The organism is Nonomuraea sp. NPDC049709 (genome assembly GCF_040674815.1).
Lineage (GTDB): Bacteria > Actinomycetota > Actinomycetes > Streptosporangiales > Streptosporangiaceae > Nonomuraea.
The window spans coordinates 20555-38242 of sequence record NZ_JBFANM010000059.1; the positions used below are offsets into that span (position 1 = coordinate 20555).

Consider the following 17688-nt stretch of genomic DNA (forward strand, 5'->3'; position numbering starts at 1 on the left):
GTCCCCGTGTCGGACCCCGTGTCGGACCCCGTGTCGGACCCCGTGTCGGACCCCGTGTCGGACCCCGTGTCGGACCCCGTGTCGGACCCCGTGTCGGACCCCGTGTCGGGCCCCGTGTCGGGCCCCGTGTCGGTGTCCGGGTTGAGGTGACGGATTCCGCTTGTCCTGTGCGCGGTGGAACGTGTCGGCGCTCTACTCCTGCCGGCATGGGTGTCGGTGTTCAGGGTCAGCCTGTCGAAGTGATGTCGAAAACGCTCTGGCCGCTCCGACCTTCCTGCGAGGGAACCGCTGGGTCGCACAGCGGCGCCTCATGGACGAGACCCGCTGCGAAGGAGCAGACATGTCGCGGAACATTGAGACCGTCAACACCTACCTGGACGGTTTCCGCGAGAACGATCACGAGCAGATCCTGTCCTGCCTGACTGACGACATCGAGTGGACCGTCTTCGGCGCCTTCCACCTGACCGGCAAGGACGCCTATGACAGGGCCATCGACGGCCCGCCCGAACTCGTCGACCCTCCCCACCTGGAGGTCGTGCGCATGGTCGAGCAGGGCGATGTCGTCATGGCGGAGCTCACCGGGACGGTGAAGCGAGTCGCGGGCGGCGAGATGCGCATGTCCATGGCCGAGGTGTTCGTCATGCGCGACGGCAAGATCGCCGAGCGTCGTGCCTGGGTCATCGAGCTGAAGGAGAACGACTACCGCTGACCGGAGGAGTTCGATCACGGGCTGCCCGGCTCAGCGACGACAATCCTGCCTGGGCCGCCTGGTATCTGGAGCGAGCACCACGGCCTTCGCAGCCAGGCTTTCCCACAGGGCCTGGAATCTGCGAGGTCAAGGTGAACGACCGGGACCGCCAGCGTGCACACGTACTGGTCGGACCGCAGCTCAGCAGGCGTCGCTACCGACAGGTCCACCTGGAACGGACAACGGTCGTCTGCTTGGAGCAGGAGGGCGAACCGGTCTCACGCGCACGCCCTGGTCGGGGACGAGTGGCCGGGGAGGAGCGTGACGTGATCGGGCGCTCGCTCGCCCACGGTCATCCCTCGTCCCTCAAGGCAAGCCGGTTGCGGCCCTCCAAAGCGCCCATATCCACGCAGGGCGAGCCCACGTCGCCCAAGGCGAGCGCGTGTCGAGCAAGTGAGCGCGTGTCCGTTCAGGATGAGTGAGCGCGTGTCCGTTCAGGATGAGTGAGCGCGTGTCCGTTCAGGATGAGTGAGCGCGTGTCCGTTCAGAATGGGTGAGCGCGTGTTCGTGCAGGGGTGAGCCGGTGACCGTCCGGGGCGAGTGGGTGTGCGTCAGGGGGCAAGCCCGTCGTTCCGGGCGAGTGGGTGTCCGGCGGGACGTGCGTGTGTCCGTTCAGGGCAGGGTTGCGGCCCGTGGGATGGGTGCACCTCCAGCGCAACAAGCCAAAGGCCAGCGCAACGAACCCAAAGAAAACGACGTGCCGTGTTCGGGTGGTTTCGGTCAGATGAGGACCTTGACCACGCCGGTGAGGGCCAGTTGGGCGAGGGCCAGGGGGACGAGGACTGCCCAGGCGAGTTTCTGGAGCTGGTCCTCCCGGAGCCGGGGGTAGGTGACGCGCAGCCAGATCACGACGAACGCCAGCAGGAAGACCTTCAGCAGGGTCCACAGCCAGCCGGGCAGGAAGGGGCCGTGCCAGCCGCCCAGGAACAGGACGGTGGTCAGGAAGGACAGGACGACGATCCCGGCGTACTCGGCGAGCATGAAGAGGGCGAAGCGCATGCCGGTGTACTCGGTCATCGGGCCCATGATGATCTCGGACTCGGCGATCGGCATGTCGAACGGGGGGCGGCGGAGTTCGGCCAGGCCGGCCAGGAAGAACACGATGCCGCCGACGGCCTGCCACGGCAGCCACCACCACTGCCAGGCCTCGACGATGCCCGGGAGCGAGAGCGTGCCGGCCGCCATGGCGACCGATGCGGCGGCCAGGACGAGGGGTAGTTCGTACGACATGAGCTGGGCCGCCGAGCGCATCCCGCCGAGGACCGAGTATTTGTTGGCCGAGGCCCAGCCCGCCATGATCGAGCCGAGGACGCCGATGCCCATGACGGCGAGCACGAAGAAGAGGCCGAGGTCGAGGTCGACGGCCACGAGACCGCGGTCGATGGGGATGGCGATCAGCACGACCAGGTACGGGACGAGCGCCACCCCAGGGGCGATCATGAAGATGCGGCGGTCGGCCGCGGCCGGGATGACGTCCTCCTTCTGGGCGAACTTCACCCCGTCGGCGATGAGCTGCGCCCAGCCGTGGAAGCCGCCCGCGTACATCGGACCGAGGCGCGACTGCATGTGGGCCATGACCTTGTGCTCCGTCTGGCCCACGATCAGGGGCAGCACCAGGAACACGACGAGGATGACGACGAAGCTCAGCACCACTTCAAGCATCGGGTTGCCCCCAGTCGGCTGGAACTCCTGGCGGAAGCGTCTTGCGGCGGCTCGGGGCACCGTGTCCGGACTCGCCGGGCTCCTTGGCCCCGGGCCACGCCTTGGCCACGCGCGCCGCCAGGATGAAGTCCTTGCGCAGCGGGTGGCCTTCGAAGCCGTCGGGCAGGAGGAGCGGGACGAGGTAGGGATGGCCGTCGAAGATCACGCCGAACATCTCGTACGTCTCGCGCTCGTGCCAGTTCGCCCCCCGGTAGACGCCCACGGCGGTGGGCAGGTGCGGGTTCTCGCGGGGCACGCGGGTGCGGAGGAGCAGGCGGCGCCCGGCGACCGGGTTGTAGACGTGGGCCACGACGAGGAAGGCGTCCGGCGGGTCGTCGACGCCGGTCAGCCAGTCGAAGAAGGCGTGACCGAGGTCGTCGCGGGCGTAGGTGAGCAGCTCGATCCAGTCGGCGGGCGCGACGTCGACGGTGGTGTCGCCGTACGACTCGGAGATCTGGGCGCGGTCGCCGAACCGCTCGGCGATCCCGCTCACGCCTCCTCCGGCTGCGACTGCGCGTGCGAGCGGGACCAGACGTAGCGGTCGCTGAGCTTCTCTCCCGCGATCTTCTCCTGGAGCTTCGTGATGCCGTACAGGAGAGCCTCCGGTCTGGGCGGGCAGCCGGGGACGTAGACGTCGACGGGGATGATCTGGTCCACGCCGTTGGTGACGCAGTAGGAGTCCCAGTAGGGGCCGCCGGTGTTGGAGCAGGCGCCGAACGAGATCACGTATTTGGGATCGGGCATCTGCTCGTAGAGGCGCTTCACGGCCGGGGCCATCTTGTCGGTGACCGTCCCTGAGACGATCATGAGGTCGGCCTGCCTCGGGCCGTTCGCGAACGGGATCACGCCGAAGCGGATGAAGTCGTGGCGGCTCGTCGAGGTCGCGATGAACTCGATGGCGCAACAGGCCAGCCCGAAGTTGAACACCCACAGGGAGTAACGGCGGCCCCAGTTGAGCACGAAGCGCATGGGTTTCGGGGCCAACCGCGAGATCGGGCCCACGGTGGGCATCGGGAGATCCGTTGCTGCCATATGGCCATTCTTGCGCGGATCACAGGTCAGGCAAAGGAATCTTCCTGGGGAGGACGTGGCGTTGGTGGTATCTGGGGGGATCTGGGGGTTGCGTGGTGGTTTCGAGGCCCGAGCAATCCCCGCGGGTGGGTCGGTGGTGGAGGGCTGAGCGGGCGGCGCGGGTGACGATCTCAGGTCCAGCTCAGGACCCGCTTGCGCCAGGCGTAGACGATGCCCAGCGCGATGAAGCCGAGGAAGACGAACATCTCGACCAGCGTCGTCAGCCCGTAGCCGGGCGCGTCGAAGACGGTGGCCCAGGGGAACAGGAAGACGGCGTCCACGGCGAACACGACGTACAGGTACGTGAAGACGTAGTAGCGGACCTGCGACTGCGCCCAGCCGTCGCCGACGGGGTCGACCCCGCACTCGTACGTGGTCAGCTTCTCGGCCGTGGGCCTGCTGGGGCGGAGGAGACGGTTGGCGAACATGGCTCCGGCCACGATGGCGACACCGATGGCGAGCAGCGCGGCGACGAGCACGTAGGACCCGAAGTAGCCGTCCATGAGGGGATGGTAACCCAGGAACAGCGCCAACCCCCGGTAGGTACCCAGCCCGGTCAAAGCCTCTGGACCTATCGTCAAAAATCGGGGTAAATAGTAAGATCAACCCCATACCCTGACAAGCATGCGCAAATCGCGATTCTTCTCCGGAATCGCTCTGCTGGCCCTCTCGGCCTCCGGATGCGGTCTTGCCGCCGCCTCCAACGAGAGGGACGTCATGGTCCCGGCAGAGCCGACGATGATCGACTTCGTCGACCCGGCGACCATCATCGGTCTGTCCACCAGGACGCTGACCGAAGGCGACTCCACCAGCAGCCGGTATGTGTACATCAACTACCCGGACCTGGCCACCGCCCCCGCGCTCAACGAGGCCCTGCACGAACAGGCCGAACGGCAGCTCCGCGACTTCCGTGCCTACACAAGGGGTGACGAGCCCGTGTACCCCCGCCCCGAGCTGAACGTCGACTGGCAACTCGCCGCCGCGTCGCCGCAGGCCATCGGGGTACGACTGCGCACCGGCCAGTTCCTCGGCGACAACTGGGGCAACTCCACGCGTACCTACTGGTTCGATCCCCACAAGGGCAAGGCCGTCGACTCCACCGGGCTGCTGTCCGGCGAGGCGGCGCTCGAACGGCTCGCGACGCTGGTCAAGGAGCAGCTCAAGAAGCGCGGCTCCCAGGTCGAGCTGGACATCGTGCGGGCGGGCGGGGACGAGTTCGACTCGATGGCGTTCAACAGCGGCGGGGACCTCGTGGTCGAGTTCGACGACTGCCAGCTCGGGCCGTGCTCGCTCGGCCGGCTGGCCGTGGCGGTGCCGGCCGGGCAGGTGGCACCGCTGCTGTCGGGGCTGGGGCGGCAGGCGCAGGAGAGCGTACGGAAGGCGGCCAAGGGCGCGATGTCCGGCGACCGGCCCCACTTCGCCCCCACGACCAGCCCCGACGCCGTCAGCAACCGGGCCGGCAGCGTGGACTGCACGCGGGCCAAGTGCGTGGCGCTGACGTTCGACGACGGGCCGGGGCAGTACACGGGGGAGCTGCTCAACCGCCTGGCGAAGGAGCGGGCGCGGGCCACGTTCTTCACGGTCGGCAGCAACGCGGCCGCCCAGCCCGCGCTGCTGCGCCGGATGAGCATGGAAGGCCACCTGGTCGCGAATCACAGCTGGGCACATAGGGACCTGTCAAAACAGGCCAGCAGCAAAGTCGCCGACTCGCTGGAGAAGACCGGGAACGCGGTGGCGGCGGCCATCGGGCAGACGCCGACGGTGGCCCGGCCGCCGTACGGAGCCGTGAACCAGCAGTTGCGCGACGTCGCGCACCGGCTCGGGCTGTCCCTGGTCACGTGGGACGTGGACACGAGGGACCAACTCGGGGGCAAGAAGGACGACATCGCGAACCGGGCCGTGCGTGAAGCGCATCCAGGTGCGATCATTCTCATGCATGACATTCATCGGGAAACCGTGGATGCGGTTCCGGACATCCTCAAAAGGTTGCGCGGGAAGGGTTACAGCTTCGTCACCGTTCCTGAGTTGTACGGCTCTGCGGGGATGCAGGCCGGACGCCTGTACAAGTCAGGGAACGAGCTGCCGGGTAAGCAGCCCCTGACGTAGCGCACGTGTTGGGGGGACGTATAGTTGGCGCTCGTGACCCGAACCGTCCTGTTCGCCCGCCTGCATGTAGACCTCTGCAGGCTCGCGTCCGGGCTGTGTCGTCGTTCTCCCACCTCACCCTGACTGACTCCGACCGCGTTTACCCGCTTTACGCGGCATGCAAACGCGTGACCTTCCGAGGATCTAGCATGGATACAGAGAACGCGCCTACTGCAACCGCGCATTGGCGCGTCGAGGAGGACTGAGCTGTGGCAAAGCAGGTCCAGCAACTCGACCGCGTGATCATCAGATTCGCTGGAGACTCCGGCGACGGCATGCAGCTCACCGGCGACCGCTTCACCGCGGGTACGGCTGAGTTCGGCAACGACCTGTCGACGCTGCCCAACTTCCCCGCCGAGATCCGCGCGCCCGCAGGGACCCTGCCCGGTGTGTCGAGCTTCCAGCTCCACTTCGCCGACCACGACATCCTCACGCCCGGTGACGCGCCGAACGTGCTCGTGGCCATGAACCCGGCCGCGCTCAAGGCCAATCTGGGCGACCTGCCCAGGGGCGCGGACATCATTGCGAACATCGACGAGTTCACCAAGCGCAACCTCCAGAAGGTCGGCTACACCGCCAACCCGCTGGAGGACGAGTCGCTGAGCGAGTGGCGGGTGCACGCGGTGCCGCTGACCTCGCTCACCGTGAAGGCCCTCGAAGGTTTCGACCTGTCCAAGAAGGACGCCGAGCGGTCGAAGAACATGTTCGCCCTCGGCCTGCTCTCGTGGCTCTACCACCGGCCGACCGAGCAGACCGTCAAGTTCCTCGAGCAGAAGTTCGCCAAGAAGCCCGACCTCGCCAAGGCCAACATCGCGGCCTTCCAGGCAGGCTGGAACTTCGGCGAGACGACCGAGTCGTTCTCGGTCTCGTACGAGGTCAAGCCCGCGCAGCTGGCACCGGGCGTCTATCGCAACATCTCCGGCAACCAGGCGCTGGCCTACGGATTGATCGCCGCGGCCGTGCAGTCGAAGCTGCCGCTGTTCCTGGGGTCATATCCGATCACCCCGGCCAGCGACATCCTGCACGAGCTGTCGAAGCACAAGCGCTTCGGGATCCGCACCTTCCAGGCGGAGGACGAGATCGCGGGTGTCGGCGCGGCGCTGGGGGCCGCGTTCGGCGGCGCGCTCGGCGTGACCACGACGAGTGGCCCGGGTGTGGCGCTGAAGGCGGAGACCGTCGGCCTGGCGGTCACCACCGAGCTGCCTTTGATCATCGTGGACGTGCAGCGGGCCGGGCCGAGCACCGGCATGCCGACCAAGACCGAGCAGACCGACCTGCTGATGGCCATGTTCGGCCGCAACGGCGAGTCGCCGGTGCCGATCGTGGCGCCGATGTCGCCGAGCGACTGCTTCGACGCGGCGGTCGAGGCGGCCAGGATCGCCGTCAAATACCGCACTCCGGTCATGTTGCTCTCGGACGGCTACCTGGCCAACGGCTCCGAGCCGTGGCGCCTGCCCGAGATTTCGGACTTGCCCGACATTTCGCAGGAATTCACGACTGAGCCCAACGGCGAGGACGGCGAGTTCCTGCCCTTCAAGCGTGACACCGAGACCCTCGCCCGCCCGTGGGCCATCCCCGGCACGCCCGGGCTGGAGCACCGCATCGGCGGCATCGAGAAGGCCGACGGCACCGGCAACATCTCCTACGACCCGAACAACCACGACCTGATGGTCCGCACGCGGGCCGCCAAGATCGCCGGCATCGACGTGCCCGACCTGGAGGTCGACGACCCCAGCGGTGACGCGAAGGTGCTCGTCCTCGGCTGGGGCTCGACGTACGGGCCGATCGCCGCGGCCGTACGGCGCATCAGGCGGCAGGGCGGCGTGGTCGCCCAGACCCACCTGCGCCACCTCAACCCGCTGCCCGCCAACACCGGCGAGATCCTCAAGCGCTACGACAAGGTCCTGCTGCCCGAGATCAACCTCGGTCAGCTCGCCCTGCTGCTGCGCGCGAGATACCTCGTCGACGTGATCAGCTACAACCGTGTGCGCGGGCTCCCGTTCAAGGCCGAGGAGCTGGCCGGAGTCATCCAGGACGTGATCGACAGTGACTGAGCTGGTGAACGGGAAGGGCTTGTCGCTCATCCCGAAGACCAACGTAAAGCAGAGCCTCAAGGACTTCAAGTCCGACCAGGAGGTGCGCTGGTGCCCGGGGTGCGGTGACTACGCGATCCTGGCCGCGGTGCAGAGCTTCCTGCCCGAGCTGGGGCTCAAGCGCGAGAACATCGTGTTCGTCTCCGGCATCGGCTGCTCCTCGCGGTTCCCGTACTACCTGAACACCTACGGGTTCCACTCCATCCACGGCCGGGCGCCGGCGATCGCCACCGGGCTGGCGGCCTCCCGCCCCGACCTCAGCGTCTGGGTGATCACCGGTGACGGCGACGCGCTGTCCATCGGCGGCAACCACCTGATCCACGCGCTGCGCCGCAACGTCAACCTGAACATCCTGCTGTTCAACAACAGGATCTACGGCCTGACGAAGGGCCAGTACTCCCCCACCTCCGAGGTCGGCAAGATCACCAAGTCGACCCCGATGGGCTCGCTGGACAAGCCGTTCAACCCGATCTCGCTGGCCATCGGCGCCGAGGCGTCGTTCGTGGCCAGGACCATCGACTCCGACCGCAAGCACCTGCAGTCAGTGCTGCGCCAGGCGACCGAGCACCGCGGCACGTCGCTGGTGGAGATCTACCAGAACTGCAACATCTTCAACGACAACGCCTTCGAGCAGCTCAAGGACCCCGAGGTCCGCGACGACATCACGCTGCGGCTGGAGCACGGGCAGCCGATCGTGAGCGCCTCGAAGGCCGTCGTACGCGCGCCGAGCGGCGGCATCCAGGTCGTGGCCCGCGACGGCGTGAGCGAGGACCAGATCCTCGTGCACGACGCCCACAACCCCGACCCGTCGGTGGCCTTCGCGCTCAGCAGGCTCGACGAGCCGGCGTTCGAGCACGTGCCGATCGGCATCTTCCGCCAGGTCGACCGCCCGGCCTACGACGTGCTCATGGCCGAGCAGCTGGAGGAGGCCGTGGCCCAGAAGGGTCCCGGCGACCTGGAGGAGCTGCTGCTGGGTGGCGACACCTGGCGCATCGGCTGACTCACCCGCGCACCTGACGCCGCCGCCCGCTCGGGCGGCGGCGTTCGTGTTTCCGCATCCGTGTAACAGGCCATGGCCGGACGGGGATGCACCAGTGACCACGGGGGGAGTGCTCATGGCATGGAAGGGCAGGCGGGCCCTGGTGACGGGGGCCTCGGGCTTCATCGGTGGGCATCTCGTCACGCGCCTGGCCGCGCTGGAGGCCGACGTCCACGCGGTGAGCCGCAGGCCGGCGGCGGACGGCGCGGTGCGGTGGCATCAGGTCGATCTGCGTGACCAGGAGGCGACGGCCGAGCTGCTCGGCGCGCTGGCCCCCGACGTCGTCTTCCACCTGGCCAGCGAGGTCAACGGCGCCAGGGACCCGCAGGTGGTCCCGGTCACGCTCGCCGGCAACCTGCAGAGCACGGTCAACCTGCTGACGGCCGCCGTGCGGCACGGATGCCGCATGGTGCTGGCGGGCTCGATCGAGGAGCCCCGGCCGGGCAACGGGCAGGCCGCCGCGCCGTCGCCGTACGCGATGGCCAAGAGCGCGGCGTCCGGCTACGCCGACCTCTACCACCGGCTGTGGGGGCTGCCGTGCACGGTCCTGCGCCCGTCCATGGTGTACGGGCCGGCGCAGCGGGACACGGCGAAGCTGGTGCCGTACGTGACGCGGGCGCTGCTGCGCGGCGAGGAGCCGCGCCTGACCAGCGGCGCCAAGGTGGCCGACTGGGTCTACGTGGACGACGTGGTGACGGCCTTCGTCGCCGCCGCCGAGGACGACCGGGCCATCGGGCGGTCCTTCGACGTGGGCACCGGGGTGAAGACGTCGGTTCGCGAGCTGGTCGAGCACCTCTACGCGATCGCGGGCGGCGGCGCGCGGCCGGGCTTCGGCGCCGTGGCCGACCGCCCGCTGGACATCACGCAGGTGGCCGACCTCGGGCCGGCGCTCGAGCTGATCGGCTGGCGGCCCACCGTCGAGCTGGCGGACGGGCTGCGGCGCACGGTCGCCTGGTACGCCCAGCAGGCGTCATAGCGGGCACCGATGCGCATCGCCGCGGTGATCGTCACCTACAACTCCGCCGACGTGCTGGCCGGCTGCCTCGCCTCGCTCCCCGCGGCGGCCGAGGGAGTGGAGCTGGCCGCGGTCGTGGTGGCCGACAACGCCTCGGCCGACGCCGGGCCGGCCATCGCCCGGCAGGCCGAGGCGCTGCCCGTGATCCCCGTCGACCTGGGCAGGAACGCCGGCTACGCCGCGGGCGTCAACGCCGGCCTGGACGCGCTCGACCTGGACGCGCTCGACGCCGTCTACGTGCTCAACCCGGACTGCCGGCTGCGCCCGGGCTCGATCGCGCCGCTGGCCGAGGCGCTGCGCGTGCCCGGCCGTGGCATCTCGGTGCCCAAGCTGCTCAACCCCGACGGCTCGCTCCAGCCGTCGTTGCGGCGGATGCCCACGCTGGGCCGGGCGCTGGCGGAGGCGCTGCTGGGCGGCACGCTGGCGGGGCGGCTGGGGCGGATCGGGGAAGTGGTCACCGACCCGCGCGCGTACGAGCGGCCGGCCTCGTACGCCTGGGCCACGGGGGCGGCGATGCTGATCTCGGTGCCCGCGCTGCGCGCGGTCGGCCGGTGGGACGAGTCGTTCTTCCTCTACAGCGAGGAGACCGAATACTGCCTGCGCGCCGCCGACCTGGGCTGGACGACCTGGTACGAGCCCCGCGCGGTGATCGAGCACATCGGCGGCGCGGGCGGCACGGACCCCGCCCTGGCCGCCCTGCTCGCCGTCAACCGGGTCAGGCTGTTCAGGCGGCGCCGGGGCAGGCCGGCGGGCGCGGCCTACCACGCGGTCCAGCTGCTCGGCCAGGCCGTGCGCGCGCTGGCGGGGCGGGCCGTCGCCCGGGCCTGCCTGGCCGCGCTGCTGCGCCCCGGGCGGGTGCACGTGCCGTGAGGCTCAGAGCGGGATCTTGTAGATGTGGTAGGAGTGCTCGGCCGCGAAGGAGTCGCTGAAGCGTCCGGACCCGTCGATGGGGACCGTGCGCCCTTCGAAGAGGACCTCGGCCTGGCTCGCCTCGACCCCGGCGGGCAGGGTGAGCCGGCGGGTGCCCGGTTCGGCGTCGCGGTCCGGCATGGCGAAGACGTAGAGGGCGTCCCCGTGCCGCTTCAGCATGGTGTCCAGGCCCTCGCCGAACTCGTACCGGTAGGACTGGGTGTTGAGCACGGGGGCGAGCTGGGCGATCCGCTTGTTCAGCTCGACGACCGTCGGCCTGATCCGGTCGCCGCAGCGCTCGCGCAGCACGTGCTGCGACTGGCAGGGCCCGCCGAAGTTGTGGTTGAAGTAGAGGATCCCGCGGGCCTCGTGGATGAGCGAGCTCATCACGGCGCCGGCCAGCTCGTCCGGCTCGATCGTGCGCTTGTCGTCGACGCCCGGCCAGCCCACCTCCACGACCGCGTAGACGGGCTGCAACTGCTTGTCGAGGGCGTCCAGCCGGCGGAGCTTCTCGATGATCATGCCGTAGTTGGCCGCCCGCCGGCACTTGTCGAGGGGCACGTTGATGTAGTTCTTGGCGTCCTGGCAGATGCCCTCGCTGGTGTACCAGTAGACGTCGGCCGAGGTGACGTCGGTGTAGTCGTTGACGAACCGGCCGGCCTGCTGGTCGTTCTCCCAGATGATGACGCCCTTGCCGAAGTTGGCGTAGTGCAGGCGGCCGTCCTTCGGCAGCCGCTTCTTCTGCTCGGTCAGCACGGTGTAGCCGCAGCTCTGGTCCTCGGGGACGCACAGCGGCCCCTCGCCGGGGTGGTTCCCGGTCCATTTCGCGTCACCGGGGCCCGCCCACATGTCGGCCTCGTCGTCGATCACCCAGCCGACCGTCTCGTCCCCGTGGCCGTCCAGCGGCTTGTCCGTGAACGCCCACATGCCGCCCTCGCGGACCCGCTGCGCGCTGCTGGTGCTCGTCAGGCCCATGTACGTGTTCAGGCCCAGCGCCTTGTCGCCCGCGGCGTCCCCGGGCTCGACGACCGACTCCAGCCAGACGCCGACGGGGAAGAACGCGGGGTCGGTCCAGCCCGTGGTCGCCATCCCGCCGAACTTGCCGTAGTAGGCGGGCCCGCCCTCCCACGGCACCCTGGGCAGGGCCTCCAGAGACGCGCCACGGGACGGCGTCGCGGGCTGCTCCGTCGTGCCGCCGACCGGCCTGGTCGGCTCGTCACCCGGCAGGACCTGACGCCACTCGCCGGGATAGAAGTAGAGCAAGGCCAGCACCAGGACGAGGGTCCCGACGCCGAACACGGATAACAGGGACAGCTTTCGCCCCATCGAATCTCCTCAGCCTCTGCTTGGCGGCGCTTCGGCCATGGCCATGAGCTCGGCGGCGCGGGATGACCACGACGCGCCGAGCACGGACTCGCGCAGCGCTTGGGGTTCGCGTGGCCCGCCGTCGTCCAGGGTCGAACGGATGGCCGCGATGAATTCGGCGGGGTCGGTGACGGCCCTGACCCGATCAGTATAGTTCGCGAGCTCCGCGAAGTCCGTGCTCACCACGGGGAGGCCGAGCGCCAGATACTCCTTGAGCTTGATCGGGTTCGCGTGCCGGATCCACGCGTTGTCCAGCCACGGCATGATCGCCACGTCGAACCCCGACCCGTACGCCGGGATGTCCTCGTAGGGGCGGAAGCCCAGCCAGTGGACGTTCGGATGTTCGGTGAGCCGCTCCATCGGCACGGTGGCGTCGCCGATGAGCACCAGGGACACGTCGGGCAGGTCCGCCGCGATCCGCTCCAGCAGGTCGAAGTCCACCACGAAGTCGTCGAGCGCGCCGAAGAAGCCCACGCGCGGCCCGGGGATGTCCGCCAGGTCGGCGGGCAGCCGGTCCCTCCTGGTGAAGTGCTCCAGGTCGACGCCGTGGTCGAGGAAGTGGGCCCGGTCGCCGGTGAGGTGGCGCTCCTCGGCCATCAGCGCCCCGCTGACGTAGAGCACGTGGTCGGCGCGGCGCAGCAGGGCCTCCTCCAGCCCCTGGATCGTCCCGGTGTCCGACTCGGGGAACGCGGAGTGCCGGTCCGACCGGTTGAACAGCAGCGCCCGCCTGCGCATCGGCCGGACCACGTCCCAGGCGGTGGGGATGGTCACCATGATCACGGGTTCGGTCAGCCCGATCGCCCGGCACACGACGCGTACCTGGGCGCGTACGAGCACGGCGTTGACCCGCCGTAACAGGGGCGAGCCGTAGAAGGGCAGCGGCAGCGGGGACATGACGTAGAAGTCGGGCATCGGCCTGCGGACGAACTTGGCCACGCTGCGCAGCTTGCGGCCGATCCGGCGCAGCGGCTGGGTCGTCCTGCCCGGCGTCGGCATCCGCATGCCGATGCTGTTGACCACCAGCACCTTCCGCCGCCCGGCCACCGAGCGCATGAGCTGGAAGTCGGAGTGGGCCCGGTTGTGGTACCACCAGTCCTGGGCGGAGAAGCAGACGTAGCCGGGCGGCGCCGGCGTGGTCGGCGTGGTCGGCCATCGCGGCAGGGTGAGCAGGGCACGCAGCGCCAGCCGGTGCCGGTGGCCGCGTACGCGACCCTTGGCGAGCGCCCGCAGCCCCTCGTTGAGCAGCACCGCCGCGCGCATGGCCAGCCCTCGGAGCCTCCCGTGCCGCTCGCGGTGCAGCCGGACCCGGTTGGCCGACGACAGCGCCCACAACGTGCCCGACGTCTGCTGCGCACCGCCGAGGTGCACCGCCCGCGCCCGGGGCTGGTAGCGGACGGCGAAGCCGCGGTCCCCGGCCCGGAGCATGTACTCGGTCTCCTCCGAGTACAGGAAGTACCGCTCGTCCATGGGGCCGAGCGCGTCCAGGCACGCACGGGAGACCAGCCACGCGGCTCCCGTGGCCCAGTCGGCCGTGCCCTCGCGGGCGTAGCGCGAGCGATCCACCACCAGCTCCCCCAAGGGGGCGAACCGGCCCGCGCGCGGGCCGCCGAGCAGGGCCTCGCCGACGGCTCTGAGCACGGTGGGCCGCCGGCGCAGCGAGAGGTCCAGGCTGCCGTCCTCGCCGGTGAGCTCGGGCACGGCGATGCCGGTCCCCGGTACGGCCAGCGTCTCCCGCAGCCGGGCGACGGCGTCGAGGTCGAGCCGGATGTCCGGGTTGAGCACCAGCACGTCGCAGCCCGCCGCCGCGGCGATGCCGGCGTTCACCCCGGCCGCGAAGCCGCTGTTACGTTCCAACTGGACGATCTCGGCGGCCGGGTCGACCTGGCGTACCAGCTTGACCGTGTCGTCGGCCGAGGCGTTGTCGACCACGATGACCCGGGCCGGGCCCTGGTCACGGAGGGCCAGCCGGACCGACTTCAGGCAGTCGGCGACCACCTCGGCGCTGTGATACGTGACGATCACTACCGCTAGCATCGTTCACCTTTCCCGCAGGCGGATGCGCAGGCTCTGGACCAGCAGGCGCAGGGCGAAGGGCATGTCGTGGACCAGGTAGCGGCGGGCCAGGCGGCGCGGTTCGAGCACGAGCCTGTGCAGCCACTCGCCGCCGCTGCGCTGCAGGAGCGCCGGGGCGCGGCTGAACTGGCCGGCGGCCATCGGGATGCCCGCTCCGCAGCCCAGGTGCCAGGCGGCCGGCAGCTGCGCGCGCAGCGTCGCGATCATCCGTTCCTGCTTGGGGAAGCCGAGGCCGACGAGCACGAGGTCGGGCGCGGTGGCACTCACGCGCTCGGCGACCTCCCGCAGGTGCCGCGGGTCGGCGTCGAATCCGTACGGAGGCGAGTACGCGCCCGCCACCCGCAGACCCGGATACCGCTCCGCCAGCACGCGCCCCGCCTCCTCGGGCACACCCTCGTCACCGCCGAGCAGGAACACGGAGCGGCCCTCCGCCGCGGCCCGCTCCGACAGGGTGAACACGAGGGAGGCGCCGGTCACCCGCTCCCGGATGTCCGCGCCCGCCAGCCGGCCGGCCCACACCACGGGCATGCCGTCGGCCACCACCACCTGGGCCTGGCCGACCAGCGCGGCTAGCTCGGGGTCGCGGGTGGCCGCGCGGACGATGTCGACGTTGGCTGTCACGATCCAACCGCCCTGACCGGCCCGCCAGCCGGCCGCCACCTTGTCGGCCAGCTCCGTCTCCGTGATCACCATCACGTCGATCGCGCCGACCCGTACCCGGGCCGAAGCAGCCGAGGGTAAGGCATGATCCGCGGAAATACGATCGCCCCCAGCTTCCGATCGCTCGAATGCCCCTGTTCCAACGGGTAATCGGGCGATATAGGAGGCTTGTTACGTCCGCTGGGGTTAACAGTGAAAGACGCTGAGAAAACGCCCTATTTGATGGCTCGGCATGGAATATATAGGGGGCATGAGAGTAGAGCATGGCGCGCTCGACGGGGTGCTGCTGTTCGTGCCGTCCCCCCACCGCGACGACCGCGGGCTGTTCACGCGCACCTTCGACACCGCCGTCGCCAGGGAGGCGGGCCTGACACCGGAGTCCTTCATCCAGGACAGCCAGTCCCGCTCGCGCCGCGGCGTCGTCCGCGGCCTGCACGGCCGCTCGGGGCGGGGTGAGGCCAAGCTCGTCAGGTGCGCCCGCGGCGCCATGTACGACGTCCTGGTGGACGCCCGGCCCGGCTCTCCCACGTTCGGCAAGACGATGGCGGTGACGCTGGACGACGAGAGCTTCGTCACGCTCTACGTCCCCCCGGGGCTGCTGCACGGCTTCCAGTCGCTCACCGACCCCGTCGACACCTGCTACCGCATCGACCGTGCGCACGATCCCGCCGAGGACCTCTCGGTGCGCTACGACGATCCCGAGCTGGGGGTGGACTGGCCGCTGCCCGCCGCCGGGGTCAGCGCGCGGGATCTGGCGGCGGGCTCGTGGGCGGAGCTGTGCCGCCGGCTGGGCCTGGGCTGACCTGCTCGGCCCGGGCGGCCCGCAACAGCGCTCCGGCCGCGCCGACCAGGAGGAACGACAGCCCGGTCGCCGTCGCGAACGCGATCAGGTCGAAGGTGAACGACCCGACGAGGGGCACGACCAGGCAGGCGGCGATGGTGAGCCCGAGGTCGCGGACACCGGGGTCGGCGCTCAGGTATCTGGCCTTGAGCGCCGAGTAGAAGGCGACCACGAAGAGCCCGGCGAAGGTCAGGGTGCCGAACAGCCCGGTCTCCACCATGGACAGGATGTACTGGTTGTCGAAGATCTGGTGCTTGGGGGCGTACCAGGTGCCCATGCCGCGGCCGAGCCAGAAGTGCCGGCCGATCTCCTGGGAGGCGACCGCGTAGTCGTGCGTCCTGTACTGGATGCTCGGGTCGTAGCCCAGGTTGGTGAACAGCCCCAGGATGGCGTTGATCAGGCCGGGCGCGGCCAACCTGATGACCACGAGGAACCCGGCGGCCACGATCAGCGCCTGCACGCGGCGCCGCGCCGGCCAGCCGGCGAACAGCACCGCGCCGACCACCGCCAGGCTCAGCATGGCCGAGCGCGACACCGAGAACATGAGCCCGCACCCGATCAGCAGCGTGCACACCCACCAGCGCAGCGCGGGCTGCCCCCGCAGGCGTGCCTTGGTGGCCAGGTGCACGCCCAGCGGCAGGATCATGGCGCAGGTGACGCCGAACTCGATGGGATGGCCGGCGGTGGCGGCCACCCGGCGCAGCTCCGCGCGTTCGAGGACGAAGGTGTCCTCGCTGGTGTAGCGGAGGATCGGCAGCTCCAGGTACGTCGTCAGGTCGATGGAGAGCAGGAACTGGAAGGCCCCGATCAGCGACATGACCGTGCCGGCGACCACGACGGTCTTGAGCAGGAAGTCCAGGCGGCGGAACCCGCGGACCCCGTCGCAGACCGTGAGCCCGATGCCGACCGAGGCGATGATCAGCACGAAGGCGTGGTCGGCCATGTTGAGCTCGTCGGACTCCAGGAATCCGGCGGTGGTGAAGCCGTAGGTGGCCACCATGGCGGTGAAGTAGGCGAACAGCGCCGTGCGTACGGGCGTGCGTCCCTTGGCCACCCCCAGCGTGAGCGTGAGCTGCGCGCACAACCACAGCAGCGCCGCCCCCAGGCTCACGATGTTGGCGGGGGTGAGGGAGAGCGGCAGCAGCCTGAGCACCAGCCGGGCGGGCACGATCATCAGCACCACGGCGAACACCGCCGCGACGGTCGCGCCGTCGGCGCGTCCCGGCGCGGGAGCGTCGGCGAGCGCGGGCAGGCTCCTGCCGGGCAGCTTGAGCGCCACCGGTCACGTCCCCCGCTCGGCCGTGGCCAGTTCCCCGGCCTTCGGCTCGGCGGTGTCCCCCGGCCGTCCGCGCCGGGCCCTGCGGGCCTGGTAGGCGCGCAGCGGGCCCGCCAGGTTGTCGGCGGCGAAGGCGGCGCACAGCGCGCCGATCGCCCCCAGGCCGAGCGCGGCCGCCGACGAGCGCAGCTTCCTGCCGTACTGCGGGGTCGGCGTGGTCGGCGGCACGGCCGCCCTGATCGTGATGAACGTCTCCGCGGGCGCGTGCACCTGCTTCTGGCGCAGCTCCAGCTCCTTCGCCACCCGGTCCATGACCTTCAGCGCGATGGCGGTGGCCGCCTCCGGCCTGGTGCTCTCGCCCTTGACGAACACCAGCGGGCCCGTGGCCAGCGACTCCAGGTTGTTGGTGCCGTTGGTGACCGCGTACGCGGGATCGCCGTCGACCTTGACGCCCATTTCGGCCACCATGTCGGGGGTGCTCATGACGCTGATCAGTATCGAGGAAGCCACGCTCAGCCCGTGTTCGAAGTTCAGCAGCGGGTTCACCCGGGGAATCGGCGCGTCCGGGTCGCCCGGCGTGACGCCGCCGCTGGTGGGCGCGGTCAGGACGAGCACCGCCTCGGTGCTGTAGGTGATGGGGATCGTGGAGTAGGCGAAGAACGCCGCGCCCATGGCCAGCAGAAAGGCCGGCACCGCGACGTACCATCGCCGGATCAGGACGAGGATGGTCCCCCAGAAATCCACGCGCCCTC

General features: G+C 70.0%; 17 protein-coding genes. 8 read left to right on the top strand and 9 right to left on the bottom strand.

The window, feature by feature from the left end; genetic code table 11:
- Window positions 1-340 precede the first annotated feature (340 nt).
- Complete coding sequence (locus AB0J69_RS43140) at window positions 341-709, top strand: nuclear transport factor 2 family protein (protein WP_364130478.1); 369 nt, start codon at window positions 341-343, stop codon at window positions 707-709.
- A gap of 759 nt (window positions 710-1468) precedes the next feature.
- Here the strand turns inward: AB0J69_RS43140 and nuoH are convergent.
- From nuoH to ndhC, 4 genes are all read right to left on the bottom strand, one after another.
- The gene (nuoH, locus tag AB0J69_RS43145; protein WP_364130480.1) at window positions 1469-2410 is read right to left on the bottom strand and encodes an NADH-quinone oxidoreductase subunit NuoH; all 942 of its coding nucleotides are present in this window, start codon (window positions 2408-2410) and stop codon (window positions 1469-1471) included.
- Entirely contained in the window at window positions 2403-2942 is a 540-nt protein-coding gene (locus tag AB0J69_RS43150; RefSeq protein WP_364130483.1) for an NADH-quinone oxidoreductase subunit C, read from the bottom strand. Before AB0J69_RS43150 ends, nuoH begins: the two co-directional genes overlap by 8 nt.
- Window positions 2939-3418, bottom strand: a complete 480-nt coding sequence (locus tag AB0J69_RS43155) for an NADH-quinone oxidoreductase subunit B family protein (protein WP_364130624.1) — start codon at window positions 3416-3418, stop codon at window positions 2939-2941. Before AB0J69_RS43155 ends, AB0J69_RS43150 begins: the two co-directional genes overlap by 4 nt.
- A 233-nt stretch (window positions 3419-3651) precedes the next feature.
- The gene (gene ndhC / locus AB0J69_RS43160; RefSeq protein ID WP_364130486.1) at window positions 3652-4023 is read right to left on the bottom strand and encodes an NADH-quinone oxidoreductase subunit A; all 372 of its coding nucleotides are present in this window, start codon (window positions 4021-4023) and stop codon (window positions 3652-3654) included.
- Window positions 4024-4144: 121 nt separating this feature from the next.
- On the opposite strand from ndhC, the gene AB0J69_RS43165 reads away from it, so the two are divergent.
- The 6 genes from AB0J69_RS43165 (at window position 4145) to AB0J69_RS43190 (ending at window position 10682) form a co-directional block, all read left to right on the top strand.
- Window positions 4145-5626 (top strand): polysaccharide deacetylase family protein, encoded by a 1482-nt coding sequence (locus AB0J69_RS43165; protein WP_364130487.1) that lies wholly within the window; start codon window positions 4145-4147, stop codon window positions 5624-5626.
- Window positions 5627-5659: 33 nt separating this feature from the next.
- Entirely contained in the window at window positions 5660-5749 is a 90-nt protein-coding gene (locus AB0J69_RS43170; RefSeq protein WP_311132193.1) for a putative leader peptide, read from the top strand.
- 125 nt (window positions 5750-5874) lie between these two features.
- Complete coding sequence (locus AB0J69_RS43175; RefSeq protein ID WP_364130489.1) at window positions 5875-7719, top strand: 2-oxoacid:acceptor oxidoreductase subunit alpha; 1845 nt, start codon at window positions 5875-5877, stop codon at window positions 7717-7719.
- Window positions 7712-8758 (top strand): 2-oxoacid:ferredoxin oxidoreductase subunit beta, encoded by a 1047-nt coding sequence (locus AB0J69_RS43180; protein ID WP_364130492.1) that lies wholly within the window; start codon window positions 7712-7714, stop codon window positions 8756-8758. The genes AB0J69_RS43175 and AB0J69_RS43180 overlap by 8 nt, the downstream gene beginning before the upstream one ends.
- 115 nt (window positions 8759-8873) lie before the next feature.
- Window positions 8874-9773, top strand: a complete 900-nt coding sequence (locus tag AB0J69_RS43185) for an NAD-dependent epimerase/dehydratase family protein (protein WP_364130495.1) — start codon at window positions 8874-8876, stop codon at window positions 9771-9773.
- A gap of 9 nt (window positions 9774-9782) precedes the next feature.
- Window positions 9783-10682 (top strand): glycosyltransferase family 2 protein, encoded by a 900-nt coding sequence (locus tag AB0J69_RS43190; protein WP_364130498.1) that lies wholly within the window; start codon window positions 9783-9785, stop codon window positions 10680-10682.
- A 3-nt stretch (window positions 10683-10685) separates the two neighbouring features.
- Here AB0J69_RS43190 and AB0J69_RS43195 read toward each other — a convergent pair whose 3' ends face one another.
- The 3 genes from AB0J69_RS43195 to AB0J69_RS43205 are packed head-to-tail and all read right to left on the bottom strand — an operon-like array spanning window position 10686 to window position 14852.
- Complete coding sequence (locus AB0J69_RS43195) at window positions 10686-12047, bottom strand: hypothetical protein (protein ID WP_364130500.1); 1362 nt, start codon at window positions 12045-12047, stop codon at window positions 10686-10688.
- 9 nt (window positions 12048-12056) lie between these two features.
- Window positions 12057-14120: a glycosyltransferase gene (locus AB0J69_RS43200; protein WP_364130502.1), complete on the bottom strand. Its 2064-nt coding sequence runs from the start codon at window positions 14118-14120 to the stop codon at window positions 12057-12059.
- Window positions 14121-14123: 3 nt separating this feature from the next.
- Window positions 14124-14852 carry a WecB/TagA/CpsF family glycosyltransferase gene (locus tag AB0J69_RS43205; RefSeq protein ID WP_364130505.1) on the bottom strand — a complete coding sequence of 243 codons (729 nt, stop codon included), beginning with the start codon at window positions 14850-14852 and terminating at the stop codon, window positions 14124-14126.
- A gap of 217 nt (window positions 14853-15069) precedes the next feature.
- On the opposite strand from AB0J69_RS43205, the gene AB0J69_RS43210 reads away from it, so the two are divergent.
- Window positions 15070-15621 (top strand): dTDP-4-dehydrorhamnose 3,5-epimerase family protein, encoded by a 552-nt coding sequence (locus AB0J69_RS43210; protein WP_364130507.1) that lies wholly within the window; start codon window positions 15070-15072, stop codon window positions 15619-15621.
- Here AB0J69_RS43210 and AB0J69_RS43215 read toward each other — a convergent pair.
- Together AB0J69_RS43215 and AB0J69_RS43220 are read right to left on the bottom strand one after the other, a co-directional pair.
- Window positions 15557-16939, bottom strand: coding sequence for an O-antigen ligase family protein (locus AB0J69_RS43215; protein WP_364130510.1), 1383 nt, complete (start codon window positions 16937-16939; stop codon window positions 15557-15559). The genes AB0J69_RS43210 and AB0J69_RS43215 overlap by 65 nt on opposite strands.
- A gap of 3 nt (window positions 16940-16942) precedes the next feature.
- Window positions 16943-17680, bottom strand: coding sequence for a hypothetical protein (locus AB0J69_RS43220; RefSeq protein WP_364130512.1), 738 nt, complete (start codon window positions 17678-17680; stop codon window positions 16943-16945).
- Window positions 17681-17688 lie beyond the last annotated feature (8 nt).